The organism is Tsuneonella amylolytica, from assembly GCF_003626915.1.
GTDB lineage: Bacteria > Pseudomonadota > Alphaproteobacteria > Sphingomonadales > Sphingomonadaceae > Tsuneonella > Tsuneonella amylolytica.
Window position 1 is genome coordinate 1,973,349 of sequence record NZ_CP032570.1, and the last position, 19,811, is coordinate 1,993,159.

Consider the following 19,811-nt stretch of genomic DNA (forward strand, 5'->3'; position numbering starts at 1 on the left):
GCTGACCGAGCGAGTGGCGCCCTATATTCGAGACGACCCGTGACCCGATGCGCCAGAAGCACGCACGGATTCACAAATATTGTGCGCTGCAGCGGAACCGAATCCGCGCGTGCATCGTTGGGAAGTGTTGCTCGGCTCCTGGGTGGAAAGGATGCCTTCCCGATCATGACTTCCAACGTGTTTCCGACTGCATCGCACGCAGCCCCGCTGGTGCCGTTTCGTTCGCCGCGCGCGCAGCGCCGTGTTGCGGTCGTCGGGAACTACGTCCCCCGGAAGTGCGGGATCGCCACCTTTACCGCCGACCTCGTCGAACAACTCGCGCGGTATCGTCCCGAAGTATCGGTCGACGTCTGGGCGCTCGACGACGCTGGTGACGACCTCGGCTACGAAGGGGTTGCGGGCACGATCGACCGAGCGGACCCCGCCGACTACGCGCGCGCCGCAAAGGCGATCAACGATGCCGGCGTCGACGCGGTCTGGCTTCAGCATGAATACGGTATCTTCGGCGGCGCCGACGGCGAAATGGCGATGGAGTTCGTCGACCGCCTCGCCGCCCCGCTGATTGTTACCTGCCATACCGTACTGACCGAGCCTTCGGTCAACCAGCGCCGCATTCTCGAGCATCTCGTCCAGCGCGCCTCGCGCATCATGGTTATGTCGCACCGCAGCCGCGATCTCCTGATCGAGCGGTATCACGCGCCGTCCGAAGCGGTCGAAGTGATCGAGCACGGCGCGCCCGACCGGCCCTTCGGGCGGCAGGACGAATTCAAGGCGCGCATGGGGCTGGATGGGCGGACCGTGCTCACCACGTTCGGGCTTCTCGGGCCCGGCAAGGGGCTGGAGCACGCGATCGAGGCGCTGCCCGCGATCCTCGCCGATCATCCCGGCGTGCTCTACCGGATCGTCGGCGCGACTCACCCCAATCTCGTTGCCCAGCACGGCGAAAGCTACCGCGAAGGCCTGCAGGCGCGGGCCGAGGCGCTGGGCGTGGCGGACGCGATCGAATGGGACGACCGCTTCGTCGAGACCGACGAACTGCTCGACCAGCTCGAAGCGTGCGACATCTACATCACGCCCTATCCCGGCTTGCAGCAATCCACCAGCGGGACGCTGAGCTATGCCGTCGCGCTGGGCAAGGCGGTCGTCTCCACCCCGTACGTTCATGCGCGCGAGCTGCTCGCCGGCGGGGTGGGCTATATCATCGATCCCAACAGTTCGGGGGCCATCGCGCAGGCGGTGAACTCGCTGCTGGACCATCCGCGCGAACTCGCGGCCATGCAACGCCGCGCCTACGCCAAGGGGCGCGAGACGATCTGGCCGCGCTTCGCCGCTGCCGCCGCCGCGCTGGTGGAAAGTGCGGTGTCCGAAGCCCCGCGCGAACCGGCCCGCCGGACCGCGCCGAGCCTGGCAGCGCTGTTCGCGATGAGCGACGCCACGGGCATGCTCCAGCACAGCAAGGGCGTGGTGCCCGACCGCAACCACGGATACTGTCTCGACGACAACGCCCGTGCGTTGATGCTGATGAACCTCGCCGCGGGTGTCACGCCGGAAGAACGGGCGGTCCGGACGACGGCGTATGCCGCCTTCATCCAGCACGCGTGGAACCCCGACCGCGGGCTGTTTCGCAATTTCATGAACTACGACCGGTCGTGGTGCGAGGACGAGGGGTCGGAGGATTCCAACGGCCGCGCACTCTGGGCGCTGGGGCGCACCGCACAGGATACGACCGACGACGGCATCCGCGACTGGGCGATGGAGCTTTACGACCAAGCGTTGCTCGCCCGGCCGGAGATGGAGAGCCCGCGCGCGGTCGCCTTCGCCATGCTCGGCGCGAGTGCGATGGTTGCGGCCAAACCCGGGCACGACATCTCGCTCGCCCTGCTGGCGCGCGGTACCGATCTGCTCGAACGATTGCTCGGCGGCGCCCGCCGGCCCGACTGGAGCTGGTTCGAAACCGTGCTCGGCTACGACAATCCCCGCCTGCCGCAGGCGCTGATCGAGGCCGGACGGACGCTGGGGCGCGAGGATTACCTCGCGACCGGGCTCGAGACGCTCGACTGGATCGCCGACCGCCAGACTGCCACGAGCGGCCATTTCCGACCTATCGGATCGGAAAGCTTCGGCATCGAATTCGAGGCCCTGCCGTTTGACCAGCAGCCGCTGGAGGCGCAGGCCGCTATCGACGCGGCGGCTTCGGCCTACGCCGCGACCGGCGACGCGCACTGGGCGGTCCACGCCCGCGCTGCTTGGAAATGGTTCTTCGGCGGCAACGACCGCGGCGTCGTGCTCGCCGACCTTGCCACCGGCCGCTGCCGCGACGGCATCAATCCGCGCGGTCTCAACCGGAATACCGGGGCAGAATCGATCCTCGCGTTTCATTTATCGCATTACTCCATGCTAGCGCTCGGGCACACCGCGACCGACGACGATTCGCCAGGGGGCAAGATTGAACACGACCGACAGGAAGCCGGCCGGCCCCTTGCACATCCTTGATACCCGGCTTCACGCCGATCCCTCGCGCGTAGTCCTGCGGCCGTTCCACCTCGGCTGGCAGGCGAAGAATGCCGAGAGCAGCCGTGCAATGAAACTGGTCGAGGATATCGCAGCCTTGCCGGAAGAACGGGTGCGCGCCGAATACGGCAAGATCCTCGCCGACTTTGCCGAGCGTCACTGGCAGACGGAGGACATGTTCCGCGAACGGTGGAAGGAAGTGGAACATTCGCTCCCCCTCGACCGGATGCAGTTTTCCGAAACGCGCCGAAAGCTGATCGGGGCGTACTTCTGCCACGAGTACACCTACTCGGCCGCCGCGCTGATGAACCCGTCCATCGTGCCGCACCCCGACCAGAGCGGGTGCGAGGGCGGGGCGTGCCGCTTCGTCATGAGCCTGCGCGCGGTGGGGGAGGGGCACATCTCCTCGATCGCCTTTCGCGAAGGCATCGCCTGGCACGACGGCCGTTTCGAACTCTGGCCGCAGAGCGCGTTCGCCACCTCGGTCGAACTCGACGATGCCAGCCTGTCGGACGCCGACAGCGCGGTCACCGTCCATCGCCATCGCGAGAGCAGCCTGTCGAACACCGTGATCTTCCCGATCACCGAACAGCAGCGCAACGGCCTCGAGGACCTGCGCATGGTCCGCTTCGACCACGGCGGCGGCGACTACGAATGGATCGGCACCTACACCGCCTATTCGGGCAGCACGATCCGGTCCGAACTCCTGCGCACCACCGACTTCCGCCGCTTCCTGCTCGAGCCGGTCGACGGCCGCGCGGGGCGGAACAAGGGCATGGCGCTGTTCCCCGAAAAGATCGGCGACGACTACGTCATGGTCGGGCGGCAGGACGGCAAGAACCTGTATCTCCTGCGCAGCCGGCGGATCGACCGCTGGGACGACGAGGGGACCTTTTTGATGGGCCCCCGGTATCCGTGGGAATTCATCCAGATCGGCAACTGCGGCAGTCCGATCAAGACCGAGCACGGCTGGCTGCTGTTCACCCATGGCGTGGGCGCGATGCGCAAGTACGCGCTGGGCTGCGCGCTCCTCGACCTCGACGATCCCTCGAAGGTCATCGGACGCACGATGCAGCCGGTCCTGACCGCGGAGGATGCCGACCGGTCGGGCTACGTGCCCAACGTGGTCTACACCTGCGGCGTGCTGCACGTGGGCGAGAGCCTCTTGGTGCCCTACGGTATTTCCGACAGCTCGGTCGGCTTCGCGACTGTCAAGGTCGACGAACTGATGAAACTGATGGTGTGATCGGCGCGTTATGGGTGCGATGAGCCCTCCCCGGATCACCCCCGTCATCTTGTGCGGCGGCAGCGGCACCCGCCTCTGGCCGCGCAGCCGCAAGCCCAAGCCCAAGCCCTTCCTGCCGCTGGTCGGAGAACGCACGATGTTCGAGGCCACGCTCGACCGGTGCATCGACGACGGGACCTTTACCAATGCGGTCATTGTCGCGGGCTCCGCGCACGTATGCCACATCGCCGAACAGGCGGGCGACACCCCCACCGTGATCGTCGAGCCGGCTGCCAAGAACACCGCGCCGGCCATCGGTCTTGCCGCCGCGCTGCTGCCGACGGACGCAATCATGCTCGTCTGCCCGAGCGACCACCACATCGCCGAGCCCGATGCCTTCGTTGCCGCCGCAAAGGCGGCCGCGAAACTCGCCGCCGACGACTGGATGGTCGCCTTCGGCATCGCTGCGGTGCGCCCGGAAACGGGCTACGGCTACATCCGGACGGGCGAACCGATCGAAGGCGGCAACCGGGTCGACCGCTTCGTCGAGAAACCCGACCTCGAGACCGCCGAGCGGTTTCTGGCCGAGGGCGGGCACGCCTGGAACGGCGGCATCTTCGCCTTCCGTGCGGGCGCGTTCATGGACGAACTCGCCGCGCACCGGCCCGACATGGCCGAAGCCGTGCGGCAGGCGGTCGCTGGCGGCCGTTACGACGGGCAGACCTTCCACCCCGCGCCCGAACCGTTCGCCGCGATCGAAGGCGAGTCGGTCGATTACGCGGTGATGGAAAACACCCGCCGCGCCGCGGTCGTCCCCGCCGACATGGGCTGGTCCGACATCGGCGGGTGGGATGCCCTGCGCGATGCGCGTCCGGGCGACGAGGCGGGCAACCGCACGATCGGAAATGCCGAACTGGTCGACTGCCGCAACGTCCTCGTCGAGACCGACGGGCCGCGAGTCTCGGTGATCGGACTGGAAGACGTCATCGTCGTCGTCGACGGCGACGAGGTGCTTGTCACGACCGCAGCCGGCGCGCAGCGGGTCGGCAAGCTTTCGGGAGCGGCGAACCAGTGACAGTCTCCCGCGCACTCGAGACGAAGTCGGTCGAGAAGGTCTGGGGCCGCGAGACGCTGCCTGCACCCTTCAATGCGCCCGAGGGCCAGCGGATCGGGGAAATCTGGTTCGAACCGCCGCCCGAACTGCCCGAACTCCTCGTCAAGTATCTCTTCACCAGCGAGAAGCTGTCGGTCCAGCTCCATCCTTCGGACGCGCAGGCACCCGAAGGCAGCCGCGGCAAGGAGGAGTGCTGGCTCGTCCTCACCGCCGATCCCGGCGCGCAGCTCGCGGTCGGTTTCACCCGTGATGTGTCGCCGGACGAGATGCGCGCCGCCGCGCTCGACGGTTCGATCGAGCAGCTGCTCGCATGGCACGACGTGCAGCCGGGCGACTTCATCTACCTCGATGCCGGCACGGTCCATGCGATCGGGGCGGGGCTGTCGCTGATCGAGGTCCAGCAGAACTCGGACATCACCTATCGCCTCTACGACTACGGTCGCCCGCGCGAGTTGCATCTCGACCAAGGCGTGGCGATCGCGCACGGCTATCCCCAGCCCGAGCGGCTGCGGCGGCACGTGCCCGATACCGGCGAAGTATCGCTCGTCGACGGGCCGCATTTCCGGCTCGACTGGCTCGACGGCGCGCCGTCGGACGAAGCGAAGGCGCGTTACGGCGACCGGGCGCTCCTGGTAATTCCCGTCGATGCGCCGGTGACGCTGGCGGGTGAAGAGATCGTGGCCGGCGGCTGCGGGCTCGCCGCATCGCTGGATGACGTGGCGTTCGCGCGGGGCGGCCGGGCGCTGATCGCCCAGCCGGTCTAGCTTCCCCGCCCGCTCAGCCCCGGGCGATCTTTTCCAGCAGCTCGCTCAGCTCGGCCTTGCCATAGGGCTTTTTCAGAAGCCCCATCGCCCCGTGTTCCTCGAGCTTGTCGGCCAGTTCGCCGTACCCGGTTGCCAGCACGAACGGCACGCCGATGGTCTTCAGCTTGGCCGCCACCGCGTCGGAACTTTCGTTGCCCAGGTTGTAGTCGAGGACCGCGAACTCGGGCGGGTCCTTGGAAATCGATTCCAAAGCCGAGGCCACGCTGCCCGCGGTCGTTACCGTGCCTACGCCCAGCGAGCGCAGGCTGTCCTCGGTATCCATGGCGATGATCATGTTGTCCTCGACCACCAGCACATGGCCGGGGATCGAACCGGCCGACCGTTCCATCGTATGCGGCACCCGCGATTCCTCCGCTGTCTTGCCCGTGCGCGGTTTGCCCGGCTGGACGTAGCGCCCGGGAATCATGAATTCGGCTTCGACGCCCGACAGCTTGTAGCGAATCTGGGCATCACCCTTGAGCTCGTACGGAATCGAACGCTCGATGATGGTCGAGCCGAAACCGCGCCGCTCGGGCGCTCGGACCGGCGGGCCTCCCCGCTCGCGCCATTCGATACACAGGTCCTTGTGATCGTCCTGCGACAGCGTGAGCGTCACCGAACCGCTGCTGTCGCAAAGCGCGCCGTACTTGACCGAGTTGGTCATCATCTCGTGAAGGACGAGCGCCAGGACCGTGTAGGCTTCTGGCGCGACGAGGACGTCGTCGCCTTCGATGGTCACCCGGTCCTCCTTGCCCGCCAGATAGGCGTGGGCCTCGCTCTCGATCAGTTCGGCGAGCGACGAAGGCGTCCAGTGATCCCGCGTGATGTGGTCGTGCGCGGTCGCTAGTGCGGAGATGCGCCCGCCGATCAGCTCGCTGAAGCTGGCGATGTCGGTCGCCTCGTGCCGCGACTGGCTGATGAGGCTGCGGATCAGGTTGAGGATGTTGCGGACCCGGTGGTTCAGTTCCGCGATCAGCAGTTCCTGCTGTTCCTGTGCGCGGGCCCGGGCCTGCACGGCCTCGTCCGTCAGGCGCAGGATCACCTCGAGCAAGGTGACCCGCAGCGACTCGGCGATCTGGCATTCCTCCGTCGTCCATTCGGCGCTCTGTCCGGTGACCGACTGCTGCCACGCCTCGAAGCTCTTGCGCGGGGTGAGCCGCGCCCCGTTGGGGCCGTACTCGACCGGCTTTTCGGGATTGCCGGCCCAGATCACCGACTTCTGCAGTTCCTTGCGCCACAGAACGAAATAATCGCGCGGGCGGCGGCTGACGGGAATGACCATGGCGCCCACGACCTTGTGGGAGAAATTCTGCGCGGCGGGAATGCGCGACGCCAGTTCGTTCGATGCGAACGTCCGGCTGGTCGAACCCGAATTCAACGCCGGGATCAACGCCTTGAACTGTTCCTCGCTCGGCGCTGCGCCCCGGGTGCGGTAGATGCCGTCGATGTAGGCGCTCGAACCGTCGTGCGGGATCACCTCGCCGATCACCCCATCGAGCGTAGGCAGGCTTTCGACGAGCGACACCCCGCCCGCGAGCCGGGCCATCAGCCTGTCGTGAAGCTCGCGCCCCTTGGCCGAAAGCTGGCTACCGATATCGGTCAGCACTCGATCGAGGAGCAGCGAGAAGAGCTGACTGAACAGTTCGGCGACCGTGCGCAGCGAATAGGGCAGGGTGCGGGGGCTGTAGTGGTGGCAGGCGAACAGGCCCCACAGCTTGCCGCGGACGATGATCGAGATCGACAGCGACGCCTCGACGCCCATGTTGCGCAGGTACTCGAGGTGGATCGGCGAAACCGCGCGCAGGGTGGACAGCGACAGGTCGAGCGGCCGTCCCTCGATGCTGAGCTGCGGTATGAGCGGAACCGGCTCGCAGTTGACGTCGCTGATGATGCGGAACGGGTTGCGGATGTAGAGCGCGCGGGCCTGCGCCGGGATGTCCGTTTTGGGATAACGCAGCCCGTGGAACGCCTCGAGGTGGGATTCGCGCGCTTCCGCGATGACTTCGCCCGACAGGTCCTCGTGGAACTTGTAGACCATCACCCGGTCGAACCCGAGCAGGCGCTGCATGTGCCGAGCCGCCTCGTCGACCAGACCCTGAACCTCGCTGCGGTCCTCCAGATCGGTCATGATCGCGCGCAGGGTGCCGACATGGCTGGTGAAACCGACCGCGTCGTGCGGCTCGAACTCGATGACGGTGTTGGAGCCCGACACGTGCAGCGCGACGTCGAACAGCGGCCCCCCGCCGGTCATCGGCATGCCGAAAATCCGTTCGACCGGGTCGGTGCCGCGCAGACGGGCGAGCGCGGTCCGCAGACGCCCTAGCGCCTCGGACGACAGGATTTGCGCGAGTTGCACCCCGGTCGAGATCGCACTGCCGGCGCCCAGCATCTCGTCGAAGTTCGCGGAGTGATGCGAGACGATCCAGTCGCCGTTGACCGCCACCAGCGCGCCGAAAGGCTGGATGCCGCCGAGCAGGTGGATGGGCTCGCGGTCGCAGTTGGTGAGGTCGACTTCGGCTTGGGGGGTCATGCGGCTCTTTTCATGGGTGTGTTGGCCAGCACGGCGGCGAACGTCGAGAAGACGGCGCGCGCGGCGGCGATTGCGGCATCGCGCGTATCGGTATCGGCGAACGGGTCCTGCAAACGGGGGCGCAAGCGGGCGAAGAACGCGGGCATGGCATCGTCGGACAGGAATGCAACCGGTACGCTCGCATCGCGCTTGCGCAGGTCGGCCAGCATGGCACCGTTGCCGAGAGAAGAGCCCGCCAGCGCCCACGCGACGCCGATCGCTCCCGCGGCGGGCGCGCTGAATGCGGGGGCGGAGCGCGGCGGGCTATGACCGATGGCAGCGAGATCGGCTGCGATGAGAGGGGTCTGGACCGGCGGGCGCAAGGCGGCGGAAACGGCTGTCCCTACCCAGGCCTCGATCGGCAAGCGCGCGGCGTACTGGACCTGAAGGAAGCGCGCGTAGTATCGGGGCTGGGCCAGGTCGAGAACGGCCATGCCCGTATCGAGCTGAGCGTGATCGTCTGCGGTTGCCCCGCGCAACACCTGCCTGATCGATTGTGGGTCCTGCACGCCTTTACGCTTCTTCCACTGCCGGAAGCGCCACCACCGCGCGACCTGTTTTCTCGTCGTTCGGAGGGCGCGCGCAATGATCCCGCTCGCCCCCGATATGGCATAACCTTCGTGGGAACCCATAAGTTCCGCCTATTGAAAATTCATTGTTGCGCGGGGCTGAGGGTGCGGCAGCGCCCGGAACCCGCTATATTCGGATCGTGCACACGCCGTCGACCGACCACGCATTACCCGGAAGCGGCAATCGGCTGCGGGCGCTGCTTGCCGCGCTGGTGCTGGGGGCGGGAATCGGGTTCGCCGTGGCATATCTCGTCATGGAGCCTGCGGCTGCCGATCCGCCGCCGGGGCGCACGATCGTGCTGACCCCGGCCGACCGCGCGCAGATCGCCGCGAATCTGGCCGAGGTCCAGGGGGGGCCGCCGACGCAGGCCGAACTCGGCGCCGCCATTGAAGACCGGGTGCGCGAGGAAGTATTCTATCGCGAAGCGCTGCGGCGCGGGTTGGGTCGCGGCGATCCTGTCGTGCGCAAGCGGCTCGCACGATTGATGGAAGGCGCGGCGGCGGACGCCAGCGACGACGATCCGCCCGACCAGGCGACGCTGCGCCGCTGGCTGCGCGATCATCCGGACCGGTTCGCGCAAGACTTGCGGCTCGGGTTCGACCAGGTGTTCTTCGAGACCCGCCCCCGCGCCGTCGTGGGCCGCGCCTTGATCGAGGGCGGTGCCGACTGGGCGCGTGTCGGCGACCCCTCGCGGTTGCCGGCGGCTTTCGCGGACGCCGGCCGCCCCGCCGTCGCTCGCGAGATGGGCGAGGATTTTGCGATCGCAATCGAGGGCCTGCGTCTCGGCCGGGCATGGCAAGGCCCGGTCGAAAGTACGCTCGGCTGGCATCTCGTGCGCCTGCGAAGCCGCGAGCCCGGCACCATCCCGGCGTTCGAGACCGTGCGCGACCGGGTGGAGGCCGACTGGCGGGCGGCCACCGCGGCGACCCGCGCCGATGCCGCGTACGAGGCGCTGCGTCGGCGTTACACGGTGCAAACGGGCGGCTAGGCCGATTTCTCGTTCCGCACGCCCATTCGCCCGCCCCGTTATCTTGCCATTCACCCCCCGGTGCCTACATTCCTCAGGCACACGAAAGGACGGCGAACCGGCATGAGCGAAGACAAGGAGCCGCAGGGCCCCGGGGGCAATCCCTGGATGAAGAGCCTGATGGTGTGGGGCGGGATATTCCTCGCCCTGCTTCTGGTGGTCTCGATGTTCGGCCAGGCGGCCAGTGCGCCGGGCTCGGCGATCGGCTACTCGGAGTTCAAGACCCGCGTCGAGGCCGGTACCGTCAAGAGCGTGGCGATCGCGCCGGACCGGATTACCGGCACGATGAAGAACGGCGATACGTTCTCGACCGTGCCGATCCCCGGCGACGGCCAGCTGCCGCAGCTTCTCGACGAGAAGGGCGTGTCGTACAGCGGCAAGGAACAGGACCAGCCCAACGTCCTCCTCTACCTCCTGATCCAGTCGCTGCCGTTCATCCTCATCCTCGGCATCGCGTTCTTCGCGCTGCGCCAGATGCAGAAGGGTGGCGGCGCGGGCGGCGCGATGGGCTTCGGCAAGTCGAAGGCCAAGATGCTGACCGAAAAGCAGGGCCGCGTGACCTTTGCCGACGTCGCCGGCATCGACGAAGCGCGCGAGGAGCTGGAGGAGATCGTCGAATTCCTCAAGGACCCGTCGCGCTTCTCCAAGCTCGGCGGCCAGATCCCCAAGGGCGCGCTGCTCGTCGGCAGCCCCGGCACCGGCAAGACGCTGCTGGCCCGCGCCATCGCGGGCGAAGCGGGCGTGCCGTTCTTCACCATCTCCGGCTCCGATTTCGTCGAGATGTTCGTCGGCGTCGGCGCCAGCCGCGTGCGCGACATGTTCGAGCAGGCCAAGAAGAACGCGCCGTGCATCGTCTTCATCGACGAGATCGACGCGGTCGGCCGCCACCGCGGTCACGGCCTCGGCAATTCGAACGACGAACGCGAGCAGACGCTGAACCAGCTCCTCGTCGAGATGGACGGCTTCGAGGCGAACGAAGGCATCATCATCATCGCGGCGACCAACCGCCCCGACGTGCTCGACCCCGCGCTGCTGCGCCCGGGCCGCTTCGACCGCCAGGTCGTGGTGCCGGTGCCCGACATCGACGGGCGTGAGCAGATCCTGTCGGTCCACATGAAGAAGGTCCCGCTGGCGCCCGACGTCAACAGCCGCACCATCGCGCGTGGTACGCCGGGGTTCTCGGGTGCGGACCTCGCCAATCTCGTCAACGAGGCGGCGCTGCTCGCGGCGCGGCGCAACAAGCGCCTCGTCGCGATGCAGGAGTTCGAGGACGCCAAGGACAAGGTCATGATGGGCAGCGAGCGCCGATCCATGGTCATGACCGACGACGAGAAGAAGATGACCGCCTATCACGAAGCCGGCCACGCGCTTGTGTCGCTGAACGAGCCGGCGTCGGACCCCATCCACAAGGCCACGATCATCCCGCGCGGCCGTGCGCTGGGCATGGTCATGCGCCTGCCCGAACGCGACAACTACTCGTATCACCGCGACAAGATGCATGCCGATCTCGCGGTCAGCATGGGCGGCCGCGTGGCGGAGGAAATCATCTTCGGTCACGACAAGGTGTCGAGCGGCGCCAGTTCCGACATCCAGTACGCGACCAAGCTCGCCCGCAACATGGTCACCAAGTGGGGCATGAGCGAGAAGCTGGGCCCGCTGCAGTACGAGGAAAGCCAGGAAGGCTATCTCGGCATGGGCCAGACCGCGCGCACGATGGGTTCGGCCGAGACGAACAAGCTGATCGATTCCGAGATCAAGGACCTCGTCGAAGGCGCGCACAAGCGGGCGACCGACATCCTGAAGGACCAGGAGGACAAGCTCCACCTGCTCGCCCAAGCCATGCTCGAATACGAGACGCTGACCGGCGACGAGATCAGGGAACTGCTCGACAGCGGCAAGATCGATCGTCCCGACGAGCCGAGCAAGCCGCTGGCGCGCCCCGTGCGCGGTTCGGCGATCCCCAAGGCCGGGCGCCGCTTCGGCGGCGAGGCTCCGCAGGCCGGCTGACAGCTTCCGTTCAGGACCGGGCGGCGAAATGCCGTCCGGTTCCAACGGGAGGATTTCGCGGTGCGCGCATTCAAACCGGTCGCTTCGGCGATGGCCGTTGCAATGGCTCTGGCCGTGGGCACCACCGCCCATGCCGCACCGTCCGAAATCAACGCCGACGTATTCTACACCAACGCCCGCGAACTGATGGGCAAGGGCATGGCCGCGATGTTCGACAAGCGCGCCAAGCCCATGGTGGCCCAGATGAAGGACGCGGCGACCCTTGTGAAGGCGGAGAACGAGGCTGCGACCGCCCGCGGCAGGCCGATCTATTGCGTCCCCGATGCCGCCCGCAAGAAGGGCATGTCCCCGGACATGGTGGTGGAGAAGATCGGCCGCCTGCCGCAAGCCCAGCGCAAGGCCTCGACCCTGCGGCAGGCATGGCGTGCCGTGCTGATCCGCGACTACCCCTGCCGCTGATTGTTCAGGACACCAGCATCGCGATGATCCCCGCGAACAGCGCGATCGCGATCCAGGCGAAGGCGCTCAGCAGGATCATCCGCACGATCGCGCCCGCCCGGGTAGTGCCATAGGTACCGCGGATCTGCCGGTACATATGGAACGGGGCATAGAGCAGCAGCAGCCCGCCGATGCTCCCCAGGTTGAACCAGAACAGCAGGCTCACCACCGCCACCAGCGCGATCATGAAGGTGATCGAGTAAGTGACGAAAACCGTGTGGTCGTAGCCGCGAAACCGCCGGCTGAACGGAAACAGCAGCCACACGAACGGCACCGACAGCGGGATCAGCATCCAGCTGTATTTGTAGGCGCTCGTCTGTGCCTTGTAGATGGCGAGTTGCGGGTTCTCGCGCACGTGCTCCACCGCCTTCGCGATCGTGCTGCCGGCGGGCAGGGGATTTTCCTCGAAGCCGGTGCGAAACCCTTCGGCGAGATCGTCGGACATCTCGAGCGCACTCGACAGGCCCTCTTGGTCTTCCTCGAGCGAGGCGATGCTCTGCTCGATCCTCTCGCGCTCCGCCCCGGCCGCGTCCGGCAACTGCGCCTTCAACTCCGCGATCTCCTTGGTGTTCGTGTCGTAGGCGAGGCGCGCCTGTTCGGTGCCGACGCCTTCGGGCATCACAGTCGGCGCCGACCCGCCACCCAGCGCATTGAACAGGGCGAAGCTTAGGAACACGACGAACAGGAACAGCGCGATCGGGCTGACGTAGCTCGCGCGTTTGCCGTCGATGTACTCGCGGGTCAGCCGGCCGGGCTGCCAGACGAGCAGCGGAATAGTCCGCCACGTCTTGCCCTCGAAGTGCAGCACGCCGTGGAGCAGGTCGTGGAAGAACGCGCCCACCGTTCGGTGGACGTGCGCCCGCTGCCCGCAGGCATGGCAATGGCTGCCAACGAGCGTAGTGCTGCAGTTGAGGCAGGCCCCCTCTTGCGTGTGACCGGCATCCTCGCCCGCTTCGGGCTCCACCGCACGCGATACCGTGGCCCCCGTTCCGGCATCGGCCAGCCCCGTGGCGATCTCGCTGAAGTCCCCCGACATGGGTCTGCGCAATACACGACGGCGAAGCGCTCGCGCCAGTGGGAACATACATGGAACATGGCGGTTGGATGGGGAAAGGAGTTCACCCCATGACTGCACCCACCCCAAGCGAGCATCCCAAGTCCGAACCCGTTTCCAACGCCGAGAAGCCGGCTGACGAATGGACCACCGGCGACGAGGCCATGACCGGCGCGCAGGCGAGCTATCTCAAGACGTTGAGCGAGGAAGCCGGCCAGCCCGATGCCTACGATACCGGCCTTACCAAGGCCGAAGCGTCGAAGCGGATCGATGCTCTGCAGGCGGAAACCGGGCGGGGCCAGTAGGCCGGGCCGGCGGAACCCGCCCCGACGAAAAAGGGCCACCCTCGCGGGCGGCCCTTTTTCTATATCGCGGGTGAAGCGGGATCAGCCGTCGTAGTCGCCGCCGACCGAGGTCTGGCGGGCCGGGGCGGCCGCGGTGATCCGGAGCGCTTCGGCCGACTGGCTGAGGCTGCCGATCTCGTCCGCCTCGTCCTCGTCGTCGGGCAGGATTTTCTGCAGGCCGACGACGACCGATTCGTGGAGGTCCTTGGGGCCCACGGTCTGCTCCGCGATCTCGCGCAGGGCGACGACCGGGTTCTTGTCGCGATCGCGGTCGAGGGTCAGTTCCGCGCCGCCCGAAATCTCGCGCGCGCGCTGCGCGGCCAGCAGAACGAGGTCGAAACGGTTGGGGATCTTGTCGACGCAATCTTCGACGGTAACGCGCGCCATATGGCACTCCGGTCAAACAGGTGTTTCTGGGAAGGGGATCGCCTAGGCCCGATGCCTCGCCAAGTCAAGAATTTGCCGGTAGGCCCCGCGCCATGACCGCCGCGCCGCCCTATGTCGATCCGCCGCCGTTCACCGTCGAGGCGCAAGGTCAGAAGCTCGTCTTCTACCCGGCCGGCAAGGACCGGCTGGCCGCGCTGATCGCGATGATCGAAAGCGCGCGCGAATCGATCCGGATGTGCTTCTACATATTCACCGAGGATGCGAGCGGGGTGATGGTGCGCGACGCGCTGGCCTGTGCGGCGCGGCGCGGGGTGAGGGTGAACCTCATCCTCGACGGGTTCGGGGCGGATGCGCGCAAGGAGTTCTTCTCCTCGATGTGCGATGCGGGCGCGAAGTTCTGCTGCTTCTCCCCACGGTGGACCCAGCGCTACCTCATCCGCAACCACCAGAAGATCGTCATCGTCGACGGGCGGCAGGCGATGATCGGCGGCTTCAATGTCGAGGACAGCTATTTCGCGCCGCCCGCGCTCAATGGGTGGAACGACCTCGGCGTGACGGTGGAAGGTTCGGCGGTGGACGACCTGTCGCGCTGGTTCGACCAGCTCGACGCCTGGACCGAGGACCCCCACGCCAACTGGCGCGCGATCCGCCGCATGGTGCGCCACTGGCAACCCGGCGACGGGCCGGTCCGCATACTCATCGGCGGGCCGACGCGCGGCCTTTCGAGCTGGGCCCGGTGCGTGCGCAGCGACCTCACCGGCGCGCAGCGGCTCGACATGATCATGGCCTATTTCTCGCCGTCGAACCGCAACCTCAAGGCCATCGGCGATGTCGCCTGCCGCGAAGGGGCGCGGCTGGTGATGGCGGGCAAGAGCGACAACGGCGCGACCATCGGCGCGACCCGCTCGCTTTACGACTACCTGCTGAAGCGGCGCGCCGAGATCTGGGAATTCGACGCCTGCAAGCTCCACACGAAAGTGATCGTAATCGACGACAAGAGCTATGTCGGCAGCGCGAACTTCGACATGCGCAGCCTCTACCTCAATCTCGAGGTCATGCTGCGGATCGAGGATCGGGCGCTCGCCGACCGCCTCAGCGAATACATCGGCCAGCACCTGGGGGCCGCGACGCGCATCACGCCCAGCGAGCACAAGAAACGCGCCGGCCTGTTGAACCGCATCCGCTGGAACGCCTCGTGGTTCCTCGTCGCGGTCGTCGACTACACCGTCAGCCGCAACCTCAACCTGGGGCTCTAGCGCTCAGTCGTAGCTGGAGTAGCCGCGCCCGTCGTCGGCGAGGTCGGAGAAGCGGGTGATGTTGGGCTCGAACTTCAGCCGCACCTTGCCGGTCGAACCGTGGCGCTGCTTGGCGATGATGAGTTCGGCGAGGCCGTGGACGCGCTCCATCTCGCTCGCCCAGGCCATGTGCGCGTCGTGCACCTTGGGATCGTCGTCCCCCTGCGGCACCTTGGGCTCGCGCGCGGCGACGTAGTAGTCCTCGCGGTAGACGAACCACACCATGTCGGCGTCCTGCTCGATCGAGCCCGATTCGCGCAGGTCCGACAGCATCGGCCGCTTGTCCTCGCGCTGTTCGACCGCGCGGCTGAGCTGCGACAGCGCGATCACCGGCAGGTCGAGTTCCTTGGCGAGCGTCTTGAGGCCGCGGCTGATCTCGGAAATCTCGTTGACCCGGTTGTCGTTGGCGCGGCCCGACCCCTGCAGCAGCTGGAGGTAGTCGACCACGATCAGCCCGATGTCGTGCTTGCGCTTCAGCCGCCGGGCACGCGTGCGCAGCGAGGCGATCGTCAGCGCGGGCGTGTCGTCGATGAACAGCGGCAGTTCGGCGAGCTTCTGACTGGCGAACGAGAGCTGCTGGAATTCGTCGCGGCTCAATTTGCCCATTCGCAGCGCGGAGGAGGAGATGCCGGCGGTTTCCGCCAGGATGCGGGTGGCGAGCTGGTCGGCGCTCATTTCCAGGCTGAAGAAGGCCACCCCCGCGCCCACGCTCGCCTTCTCGTCGATCCCGTCGCGCTTGTCGCGTAAGGCTCGGTCGGCGCAGTTGAAGGCGATGTTGGTGGCCAGCGAGGTCTTGCCCATGCCCGGACGCCCGGCGAGGATCACGAGGTCGGAATCGTGCAGGCCGCCGATCTTGTCGTTGATCGAGACGAAGCCGGTGGTGGTGCCGGCGATGTGCCCGCCCGAACCGATCGCCTTCTCGATCTGGCGCAGCGCCTTGTTGGTCGCCATGCCGAAGCTGGTGGCTTCCGAATTGGTCGTCGCGCCCTCGGCCACTTCGAACAGCGCGGCCTCGGCCGCCTCGATCTGTTCCATCGGCGCGACCGATTCGGACGTGTCGAGCGCCCCCTCGACGAGGTTGCGGCCCACGCTCACCAGTTCGCGCAACAGCGCAAGGTCGTAGATCTGTTCGGCGAGTTCGCGCGGGGCGAGAAGACCCTGTCCGTCGGCCGTCAGGCGGGCGAGATAGGTGATGCCGCCCAGTTCCTTCAGCGCCTCGTCCGCCTCGAAATAGGGTTTCAGCGTCACCGGCGTCACCACCGCGCCCCTGTCGAGCAGGGTGACGACGCGTTCGAACACGCGCTGGTGCACGGGCTCGAAGAAATGGCGCGGCAGGATGGGGGTGGCCAGTTCTTCCAGCACCCGGTTGTCGATCAGCACCGCGCCCAGGAACGCGGCCTCGGCCTCGATATTGGCGGGCAGCGCGCGGATCGTGGGCGAATCGGCGGCGGTGTCGGTCGCGGGGCGGATGAGGAGGTCGGTTTCGGCCATGCGCCGCACCATGGTCGAAGCGCGGGTGCGGGAAAAGCACGTTGCGGCGAAAGCTCGCGGACAGGGTTGTGGAAAGCCTTGCGGGCACCCGCGGCCATCTGCGAAGGCTCGCCGACCATGACCGGCGGCTTCAGGGAATCATGGCGGATCGCCAAGATCGCGCTCGACGAGGATACGATCCTCTGGCGCAATGCCGATATCGAACAGGAACGCCGCGTGGCGATCTACGACCTCATCGAGGAGAACGCCTTCAAACCTGTGCGCGGGGTGGAGGCGGGCCACGACGGTCCCTACGACCTGAGGCTGGCGGTGCAGGACGGACGGCTCGCGCTGTCCATCGCGGCGGCCGGCGCGGCCGAACCGTTCGAGACGCTGGTGCTCGGCCTCGCCCGGTTCCGCCGGCCCATCCGCGACTACTTCGCCATCTGCGACAGCTATTACCAGGCGATCCGCAAGGCGACCCCGGCCGAGATCGAGACGATCGACATGGCACGGCGCGCGATCCACAACGATGCCGCCGATCTCCTGCTGGAACGCCTCGCAGGCAAGGTGGAAACCGATCACCCCACCGCACGCCGCCTGTTCACGCTGATCTGCGTGCTGCATATCCGCGGCTGAGCAACGGGGATCGCGAATCGTGGGACGTAAACGCAAGGCCATGGGCTGGCGCACGCGAGTGCTCGGCGTGGCCGTGCTCGCGGTTATCGCCGCGGTGGCGTGGTCGTGGTGGTCGCTCCGCCACTGGACGCCCGACGCCGCTTTATGGCCCGACCAGGGGGCCGAACTGTCCGCCGCCGACGGGCTGGTGCGGATGGACACGCTGAAGGCACTTGGTGCGCGATTCGTCTATTTGGACGCGACCGATGGCGAGACGGGCCGCGACCCGGCCTTCGCGCCCAACCTCGCCAAGGCGCGCGAGGCGGGGCTGCAGGTGGGCGCGGTGCATCGGTTCGATCCGTGCACGATGGCCGACGGGCAATCGGCCGCCTTCGTCGTCACCGTGCCGCGCGCGGGCGACCTGTTACCGCCGGCCATCGCGCTCGACCGGACGGCGGAAGACTGTCCCAAACCGGTCAGCGAGGCGGCGGTCGAAAGCGAGCTGATGACTCTCATCAACCAGGTGGAGGCGCACGCGGGCAAGCCGGCGATCCTCAAACCCTCGCAGGCGTTCGAGGATCGCTATCACCTGGCGGGCCGGATCGAGCGCAACCTGTGGGTCGAAGGGACGTGGCGCGAGCCGACCTATGCCGGACGGCCGTGGCTGATGTGGACCGCCAACGAAGCGTTCGCCAGCGATGCCGCAGACGAACCCTTGCGCTGGGTGGTGGTGCGGCCATAGCCGCGCTGCATATCGCGGTTGCCGTGCGGCCCGCGATTGCCCAATCAGGCTCTAACATCTCGCGAGGCGGCTGCGACCGGCGGCTGCCCGCGCACCTCGCCGCACACGGGAACGACCATGCCAGTTTCGGACACCGACCTCATCGCCGCCGCCCGCGCGGCCGCCGAACAGTCCTATTCGCCTTATTCGAACTTCGCGGTGGGCGCCGCGCTGCTGTTCGCAGACGGCAGCGTCGTCACCGGCACCAACATCGAGAACGCGAGCTATGGCCTCGCGCTCTGCGCCGAGACGGTCGCCATCGCCAAGGCGATGGACGCCGGCGTGCGGGGCGGCCTCGTCAAAGTCGCCGTGACCGGGCCCAATGACCGGGGTGGCGCCGATGCGATCACGCCATGCGGACGGTGCCGGCAGGTGCTCAACGAACTCGCGCAGCTCGGCGGTACCGACCCGGAAGTGCTGTGCGTCGGGCCGCACGAGGTGAAGTCGGTGCGCCTCGGCGAATTGCTGCCCCATGCGTTCGGGCCGGCCAGCCTGGCGTGATCGACCGTCGTTCCGTGCTCGGGGGGCTGGCGGCCGCAGCGATGGCCGCGCCGGTCGCCGCTCCGGCTGCCTTTCGCGAAGCGGCGCGCCGCCTGCCGGACTTCCTCGATCCGGGCGACACGGTGGGGCTCGCCTCGCCCGCCAGCGCGATCGATCCCGAAGAAGGGCTCGCGAGGGCCGAACACTGGATCCGCGGCATGGGCCTCGTCCCCAAGGTCGGCCCCAACGCCGGCAGTCGCTACGGCTACCTCGCGGGCACCGATGCGCAGCGCGCGGCGGATTTCAACGCGATGGTCGCGGACCCCGATGTGACCGCGATCTTCGCGGTGCGCGGCGGATGGGGCGCGGCGCGGATCCTGCCGCTCATCGATTGGGGTGCGGTGCGCGCAAACCCCAAGCTGCTGATCGGCTACTCCGACGTCACCGCGCTGCACCTCGCCTACGCCGCGCGCGCGGGCTTCGCGACGATCCACGGCGGCAACGCGACCAGCAGCTGGCGCCCCGTGCAGTGGGAAAGCCTGTGGCAGCTCGCCTTTGCCGGCGCGCGGCCGGTCCTGGGTGGGGCAAGTGTGGAATCCGTGACCGGGCGGGCGGGGCGCACGATTACCGCCGGGCGGGCGCAAGGCCGTCTGCTGGGCGGTAACATGACCATCGTCAGCACGCTGATGGGGACCGACTGGCTGCCCGACTTTACCGGTGCGATCCTGTTCCTCGAGGATGTCGGCGAGGCCGAGTACCGCGTCGACCGGATGTTCCAGCAGCTGAAACTGGCGGGCGTGCTCGACAAGCTTGCGGGCGTGGTCTTCGGCCAGTGCACCGATTGCACGACGCCGGGGTCGGGCTTCACCCTCGACCAGGTGATCGACCAGCATCTCGCGCCGCTCGGCGTGCCGGCGTTTACCGGGGCGAGCTTCGGCCATGTCGGCAACCAGATCTGCCTGCCATCCGGGGCCGAAGTGGAGCTCGACGCGGATGCCCGGACGATCCGGCTGCTGCGCCCCATCGTCGGATAGGGAAACCCCGCGCTCCCCAGCCGT

18 protein-coding genes are annotated in these 19,811 nt (G+C 67.5%); 13 read left to right on the forward strand and 5 right to left on the reverse strand.

Features of this window, described 5'->3' with window-relative positions; all coding sequences use genetic code 11:
* Positions 1-165 precede the first annotated feature (165 nt).
* The 4 genes from D4766_RS09645 to D4766_RS09660 are packed head-to-tail and all read left to right on the forward strand — an operon-like array spanning position 166 to position 5,614.
* Positions 166-2,493 carry a glycosyltransferase family 4 protein gene (locus D4766_RS09645; RefSeq protein ID WP_120717272.1) on the forward strand — a complete coding sequence of 776 codons (2,328 nt, stop codon included), beginning with the start codon at positions 166-168 and terminating at the stop codon, positions 2,491-2,493.
* On the forward strand, positions 2,447-3,757 hold the full coding sequence (locus D4766_RS09650; RefSeq protein ID WP_234024763.1) for a glycoside hydrolase family 130 protein: 1,311 nt from the start codon (positions 2,447-2,449) through the stop codon (positions 3,755-3,757). The genes D4766_RS09645 and D4766_RS09650 overlap by 47 nt, the downstream gene beginning before the upstream one ends.
* 19 nt (positions 3,758-3,776) lie before the next feature.
* Positions 3,777-4,811, forward strand: a complete 1,035-nt coding sequence (locus D4766_RS09655) for a mannose-1-phosphate guanylyltransferase (protein WP_234024764.1) — start codon at positions 3,777-3,779, stop codon at positions 4,809-4,811.
* Positions 4,808-5,614: a class I mannose-6-phosphate isomerase gene (locus tag D4766_RS09660; protein WP_120717274.1), complete on the forward strand. Its 807-nt coding sequence runs from the start codon at positions 4,808-4,810 to the stop codon at positions 5,612-5,614. The genes D4766_RS09655 and D4766_RS09660 overlap by 4 nt, the downstream gene beginning before the upstream one ends.
* A 13-nt stretch (positions 5,615-5,627) precedes the next feature.
* Here the strand turns inward: D4766_RS09660 and D4766_RS09665 are convergent, their stop codons facing one another.
* Together D4766_RS09665 and D4766_RS09670 are read right to left on the reverse strand one after the other, a co-directional pair.
* Entirely contained in the window at positions 5,628-8,183 is a 2,556-nt protein-coding gene (locus D4766_RS09665) for an HWE histidine kinase domain-containing protein (RefSeq protein ID WP_120717275.1), read from the reverse strand.
* Positions 8,180-8,656, reverse strand: a complete 477-nt coding sequence (locus D4766_RS09670; protein WP_162935731.1) for a heme oxygenase-like domain-containing protein — start codon at positions 8,654-8,656, stop codon at positions 8,180-8,182. Before D4766_RS09670 ends, D4766_RS09665 begins: the two co-directional genes overlap by 4 nt.
* Before the next feature lie 275 nt (positions 8,657-8,931).
* Between D4766_RS09670 and D4766_RS09675 the strand changes: the two genes are divergently transcribed.
* From D4766_RS09675 to D4766_RS09685, 3 genes are all read left to right on the forward strand, one after another.
* Positions 8,932-9,780 carry a peptidylprolyl isomerase gene (locus D4766_RS09675; protein ID WP_162935732.1) on the forward strand — a complete coding sequence of 283 codons (849 nt, stop codon included), beginning with the start codon at positions 8,932-8,934 and terminating at the stop codon, positions 9,778-9,780.
* A 102-nt stretch (positions 9,781-9,882) separates the two neighbouring features.
* Positions 9,883-11,826 (forward strand): ATP-dependent zinc metalloprotease FtsH, encoded by a 1,944-nt coding sequence (gene ftsH, locus D4766_RS09680; protein WP_120717278.1) that lies wholly within the window; start codon positions 9,883-9,885, stop codon positions 11,824-11,826.
* Positions 11,827-11,928: 102 nt separating this feature from the next.
* Positions 11,929-12,285 carry a hypothetical protein gene (locus tag D4766_RS09685; RefSeq protein ID WP_162935733.1) on the forward strand — a complete coding sequence of 119 codons (357 nt, stop codon included), beginning with the start codon at positions 11,929-11,931 and terminating at the stop codon, positions 12,283-12,285.
* A 4-nt stretch (positions 12,286-12,289) separates the two neighbouring features.
* Here the strand turns inward: D4766_RS09685 and D4766_RS09690 are convergent, their stop codons facing one another.
* Positions 12,290-13,360 (reverse strand): DUF3667 domain-containing protein, encoded by a 1,071-nt coding sequence (locus D4766_RS09690; protein WP_120717280.1) that lies wholly within the window; start codon positions 13,358-13,360, stop codon positions 12,290-12,292.
* A gap of 89 nt (positions 13,361-13,449) precedes the next feature.
* Between D4766_RS09690 and D4766_RS09695 the strand changes: the two genes are divergently transcribed.
* The gene (locus D4766_RS09695) at positions 13,450-13,683 is read left to right on the forward strand and encodes a DUF3072 domain-containing protein (protein ID WP_120717281.1); all 234 of its coding nucleotides are present in this window, start codon (positions 13,450-13,452) and stop codon (positions 13,681-13,683) included.
* 81 nt (positions 13,684-13,764) lie between these two features.
* Here the strand turns inward: D4766_RS09695 and rpoZ are convergent, their stop codons facing one another.
* A complete protein-coding gene (gene rpoZ, locus D4766_RS09700) occupies positions 13,765-14,109 on the reverse strand; it encodes a DNA-directed RNA polymerase subunit omega (protein WP_120717282.1) in 345 nt (114 codons plus the stop codon).
* Between the two features lie 92 nt (positions 14,110-14,201).
* On the opposite strand from rpoZ, the gene D4766_RS09705 reads away from it, so the two are divergent.
* Complete coding sequence (locus tag D4766_RS09705) at positions 14,202-15,365, forward strand: phospholipase D-like domain-containing protein (RefSeq protein WP_120717283.1); 1,164 nt, start codon at positions 14,202-14,204, stop codon at positions 15,363-15,365.
* A 3-nt stretch (positions 15,366-15,368) separates the two neighbouring features.
* Here the strand turns inward: D4766_RS09705 and D4766_RS09710 are convergent, their stop codons facing one another.
* Entirely contained in the window at positions 15,369-16,895 is a 1,527-nt protein-coding gene (locus tag D4766_RS09710; protein WP_120718159.1) for a replicative DNA helicase, read from the reverse strand.
* 117 nt (positions 16,896-17,012) lie between these two features.
* Between D4766_RS09710 and D4766_RS09715 the strand changes: the two genes are divergently transcribed.
* From D4766_RS09715 to D4766_RS09730, 4 genes are all read left to right on the forward strand, one after another.
* A complete protein-coding gene (locus tag D4766_RS09715) occupies positions 17,013-17,513 on the forward strand; it encodes a UPF0262 family protein (RefSeq protein ID WP_120718160.1) in 501 nt (166 codons plus the stop codon).
* Between the two features lie 19 nt (positions 17,514-17,532).
* Positions 17,533-18,234, forward strand: a complete 702-nt coding sequence (locus D4766_RS09720) for a glycoside hydrolase family 25 protein (RefSeq protein ID WP_234024765.1) — start codon at positions 17,533-17,535, stop codon at positions 18,232-18,234.
* Positions 18,235-18,351: 117 nt separating this feature from the next.
* Complete coding sequence (locus D4766_RS09725; RefSeq protein WP_120717285.1) at positions 18,352-18,774, forward strand: cytidine deaminase; 423 nt, start codon at positions 18,352-18,354, stop codon at positions 18,772-18,774.
* On the forward strand, positions 18,771-19,787 hold the full coding sequence (locus D4766_RS09730; RefSeq protein ID WP_234024766.1) for a S66 peptidase family protein: 1,017 nt from the start codon (positions 18,771-18,773) through the stop codon (positions 19,785-19,787). Before D4766_RS09725 ends, D4766_RS09730 begins: the two co-directional genes overlap by 4 nt.
* Positions 19,788-19,811 lie beyond the last annotated feature (24 nt).

What these genes read in the sequence shown, in the direction of transcription:
- D4766_RS09645 (WP_120717272.1), top strand. Translation starts at nt 166, where the DNA reads ATGACTTCCAACGTGTTTCCGACTGCATCGCACGCAGCCCCGCTGGTG.
- D4766_RS09655 (WP_234024764.1), top strand. Translation starts at nt 3,777, where the DNA reads ATGAGCCCTCCCCGGATCACCCCCGTCATCTTGTGCGGCGGCAGCGGC.
- D4766_RS09665 (WP_120717275.1), bottom strand. Translation starts at nt 8,183, where the DNA reads ATGACCCCCCAAGCCGAAGTCGACCTCACCAACTGCGACCGCGAGCCC.
- D4766_RS09670 (WP_162935731.1), bottom strand. Translation starts at nt 8,656, where the DNA reads ATGGCCGTTCTCGACCTGGCCCAGCCCCGATACTACGCGCGCTTCCTT.
- ftsH (WP_120717278.1), top strand. Translation starts at nt 9,883, where the DNA reads ATGAGCGAAGACAAGGAGCCGCAGGGCCCCGGGGGCAATCCCTGGATG.
- D4766_RS09685 (WP_162935733.1), top strand. Translation starts at nt 11,929, where the DNA reads ATGGCTCTGGCCGTGGGCACCACCGCCCATGCCGCACCGTCCGAAATC.
- D4766_RS09690 (WP_120717280.1), bottom strand. Translation starts at nt 13,360, where the DNA reads ATGTCGGGGGACTTCAGCGAGATCGCCACGGGGCTGGCCGATGCCGGA.
- D4766_RS09695 (WP_120717281.1), top strand. Translation starts at nt 13,450, where the DNA reads ATGACTGCACCCACCCCAAGCGAGCATCCCAAGTCCGAACCCGTTTCC.
- rpoZ (WP_120717282.1), bottom strand. Translation starts at nt 14,109, where the DNA reads ATGGCGCGCGTTACCGTCGAAGATTGCGTCGACAAGATCCCCAACCGT.
- D4766_RS09705 (WP_120717283.1), top strand. Translation starts at nt 14,202, where the DNA reads ATGACCGCCGCGCCGCCCTATGTCGATCCGCCGCCGTTCACCGTCGAG.
- D4766_RS09710 (WP_120718159.1), bottom strand. Translation starts at nt 16,895, where the DNA reads ATGGCCGAAACCGACCTCCTCATCCGCCCCGCGACCGACACCGCCGCC.
- D4766_RS09715 (WP_120718160.1), top strand. Translation starts at nt 17,013, where the DNA reads ATGACCGGCGGCTTCAGGGAATCATGGCGGATCGCCAAGATCGCGCTC.
- D4766_RS09725 (WP_120717285.1), top strand. Translation starts at nt 18,352, where the DNA reads ATGCCAGTTTCGGACACCGACCTCATCGCCGCCGCCCGCGCGGCCGCC.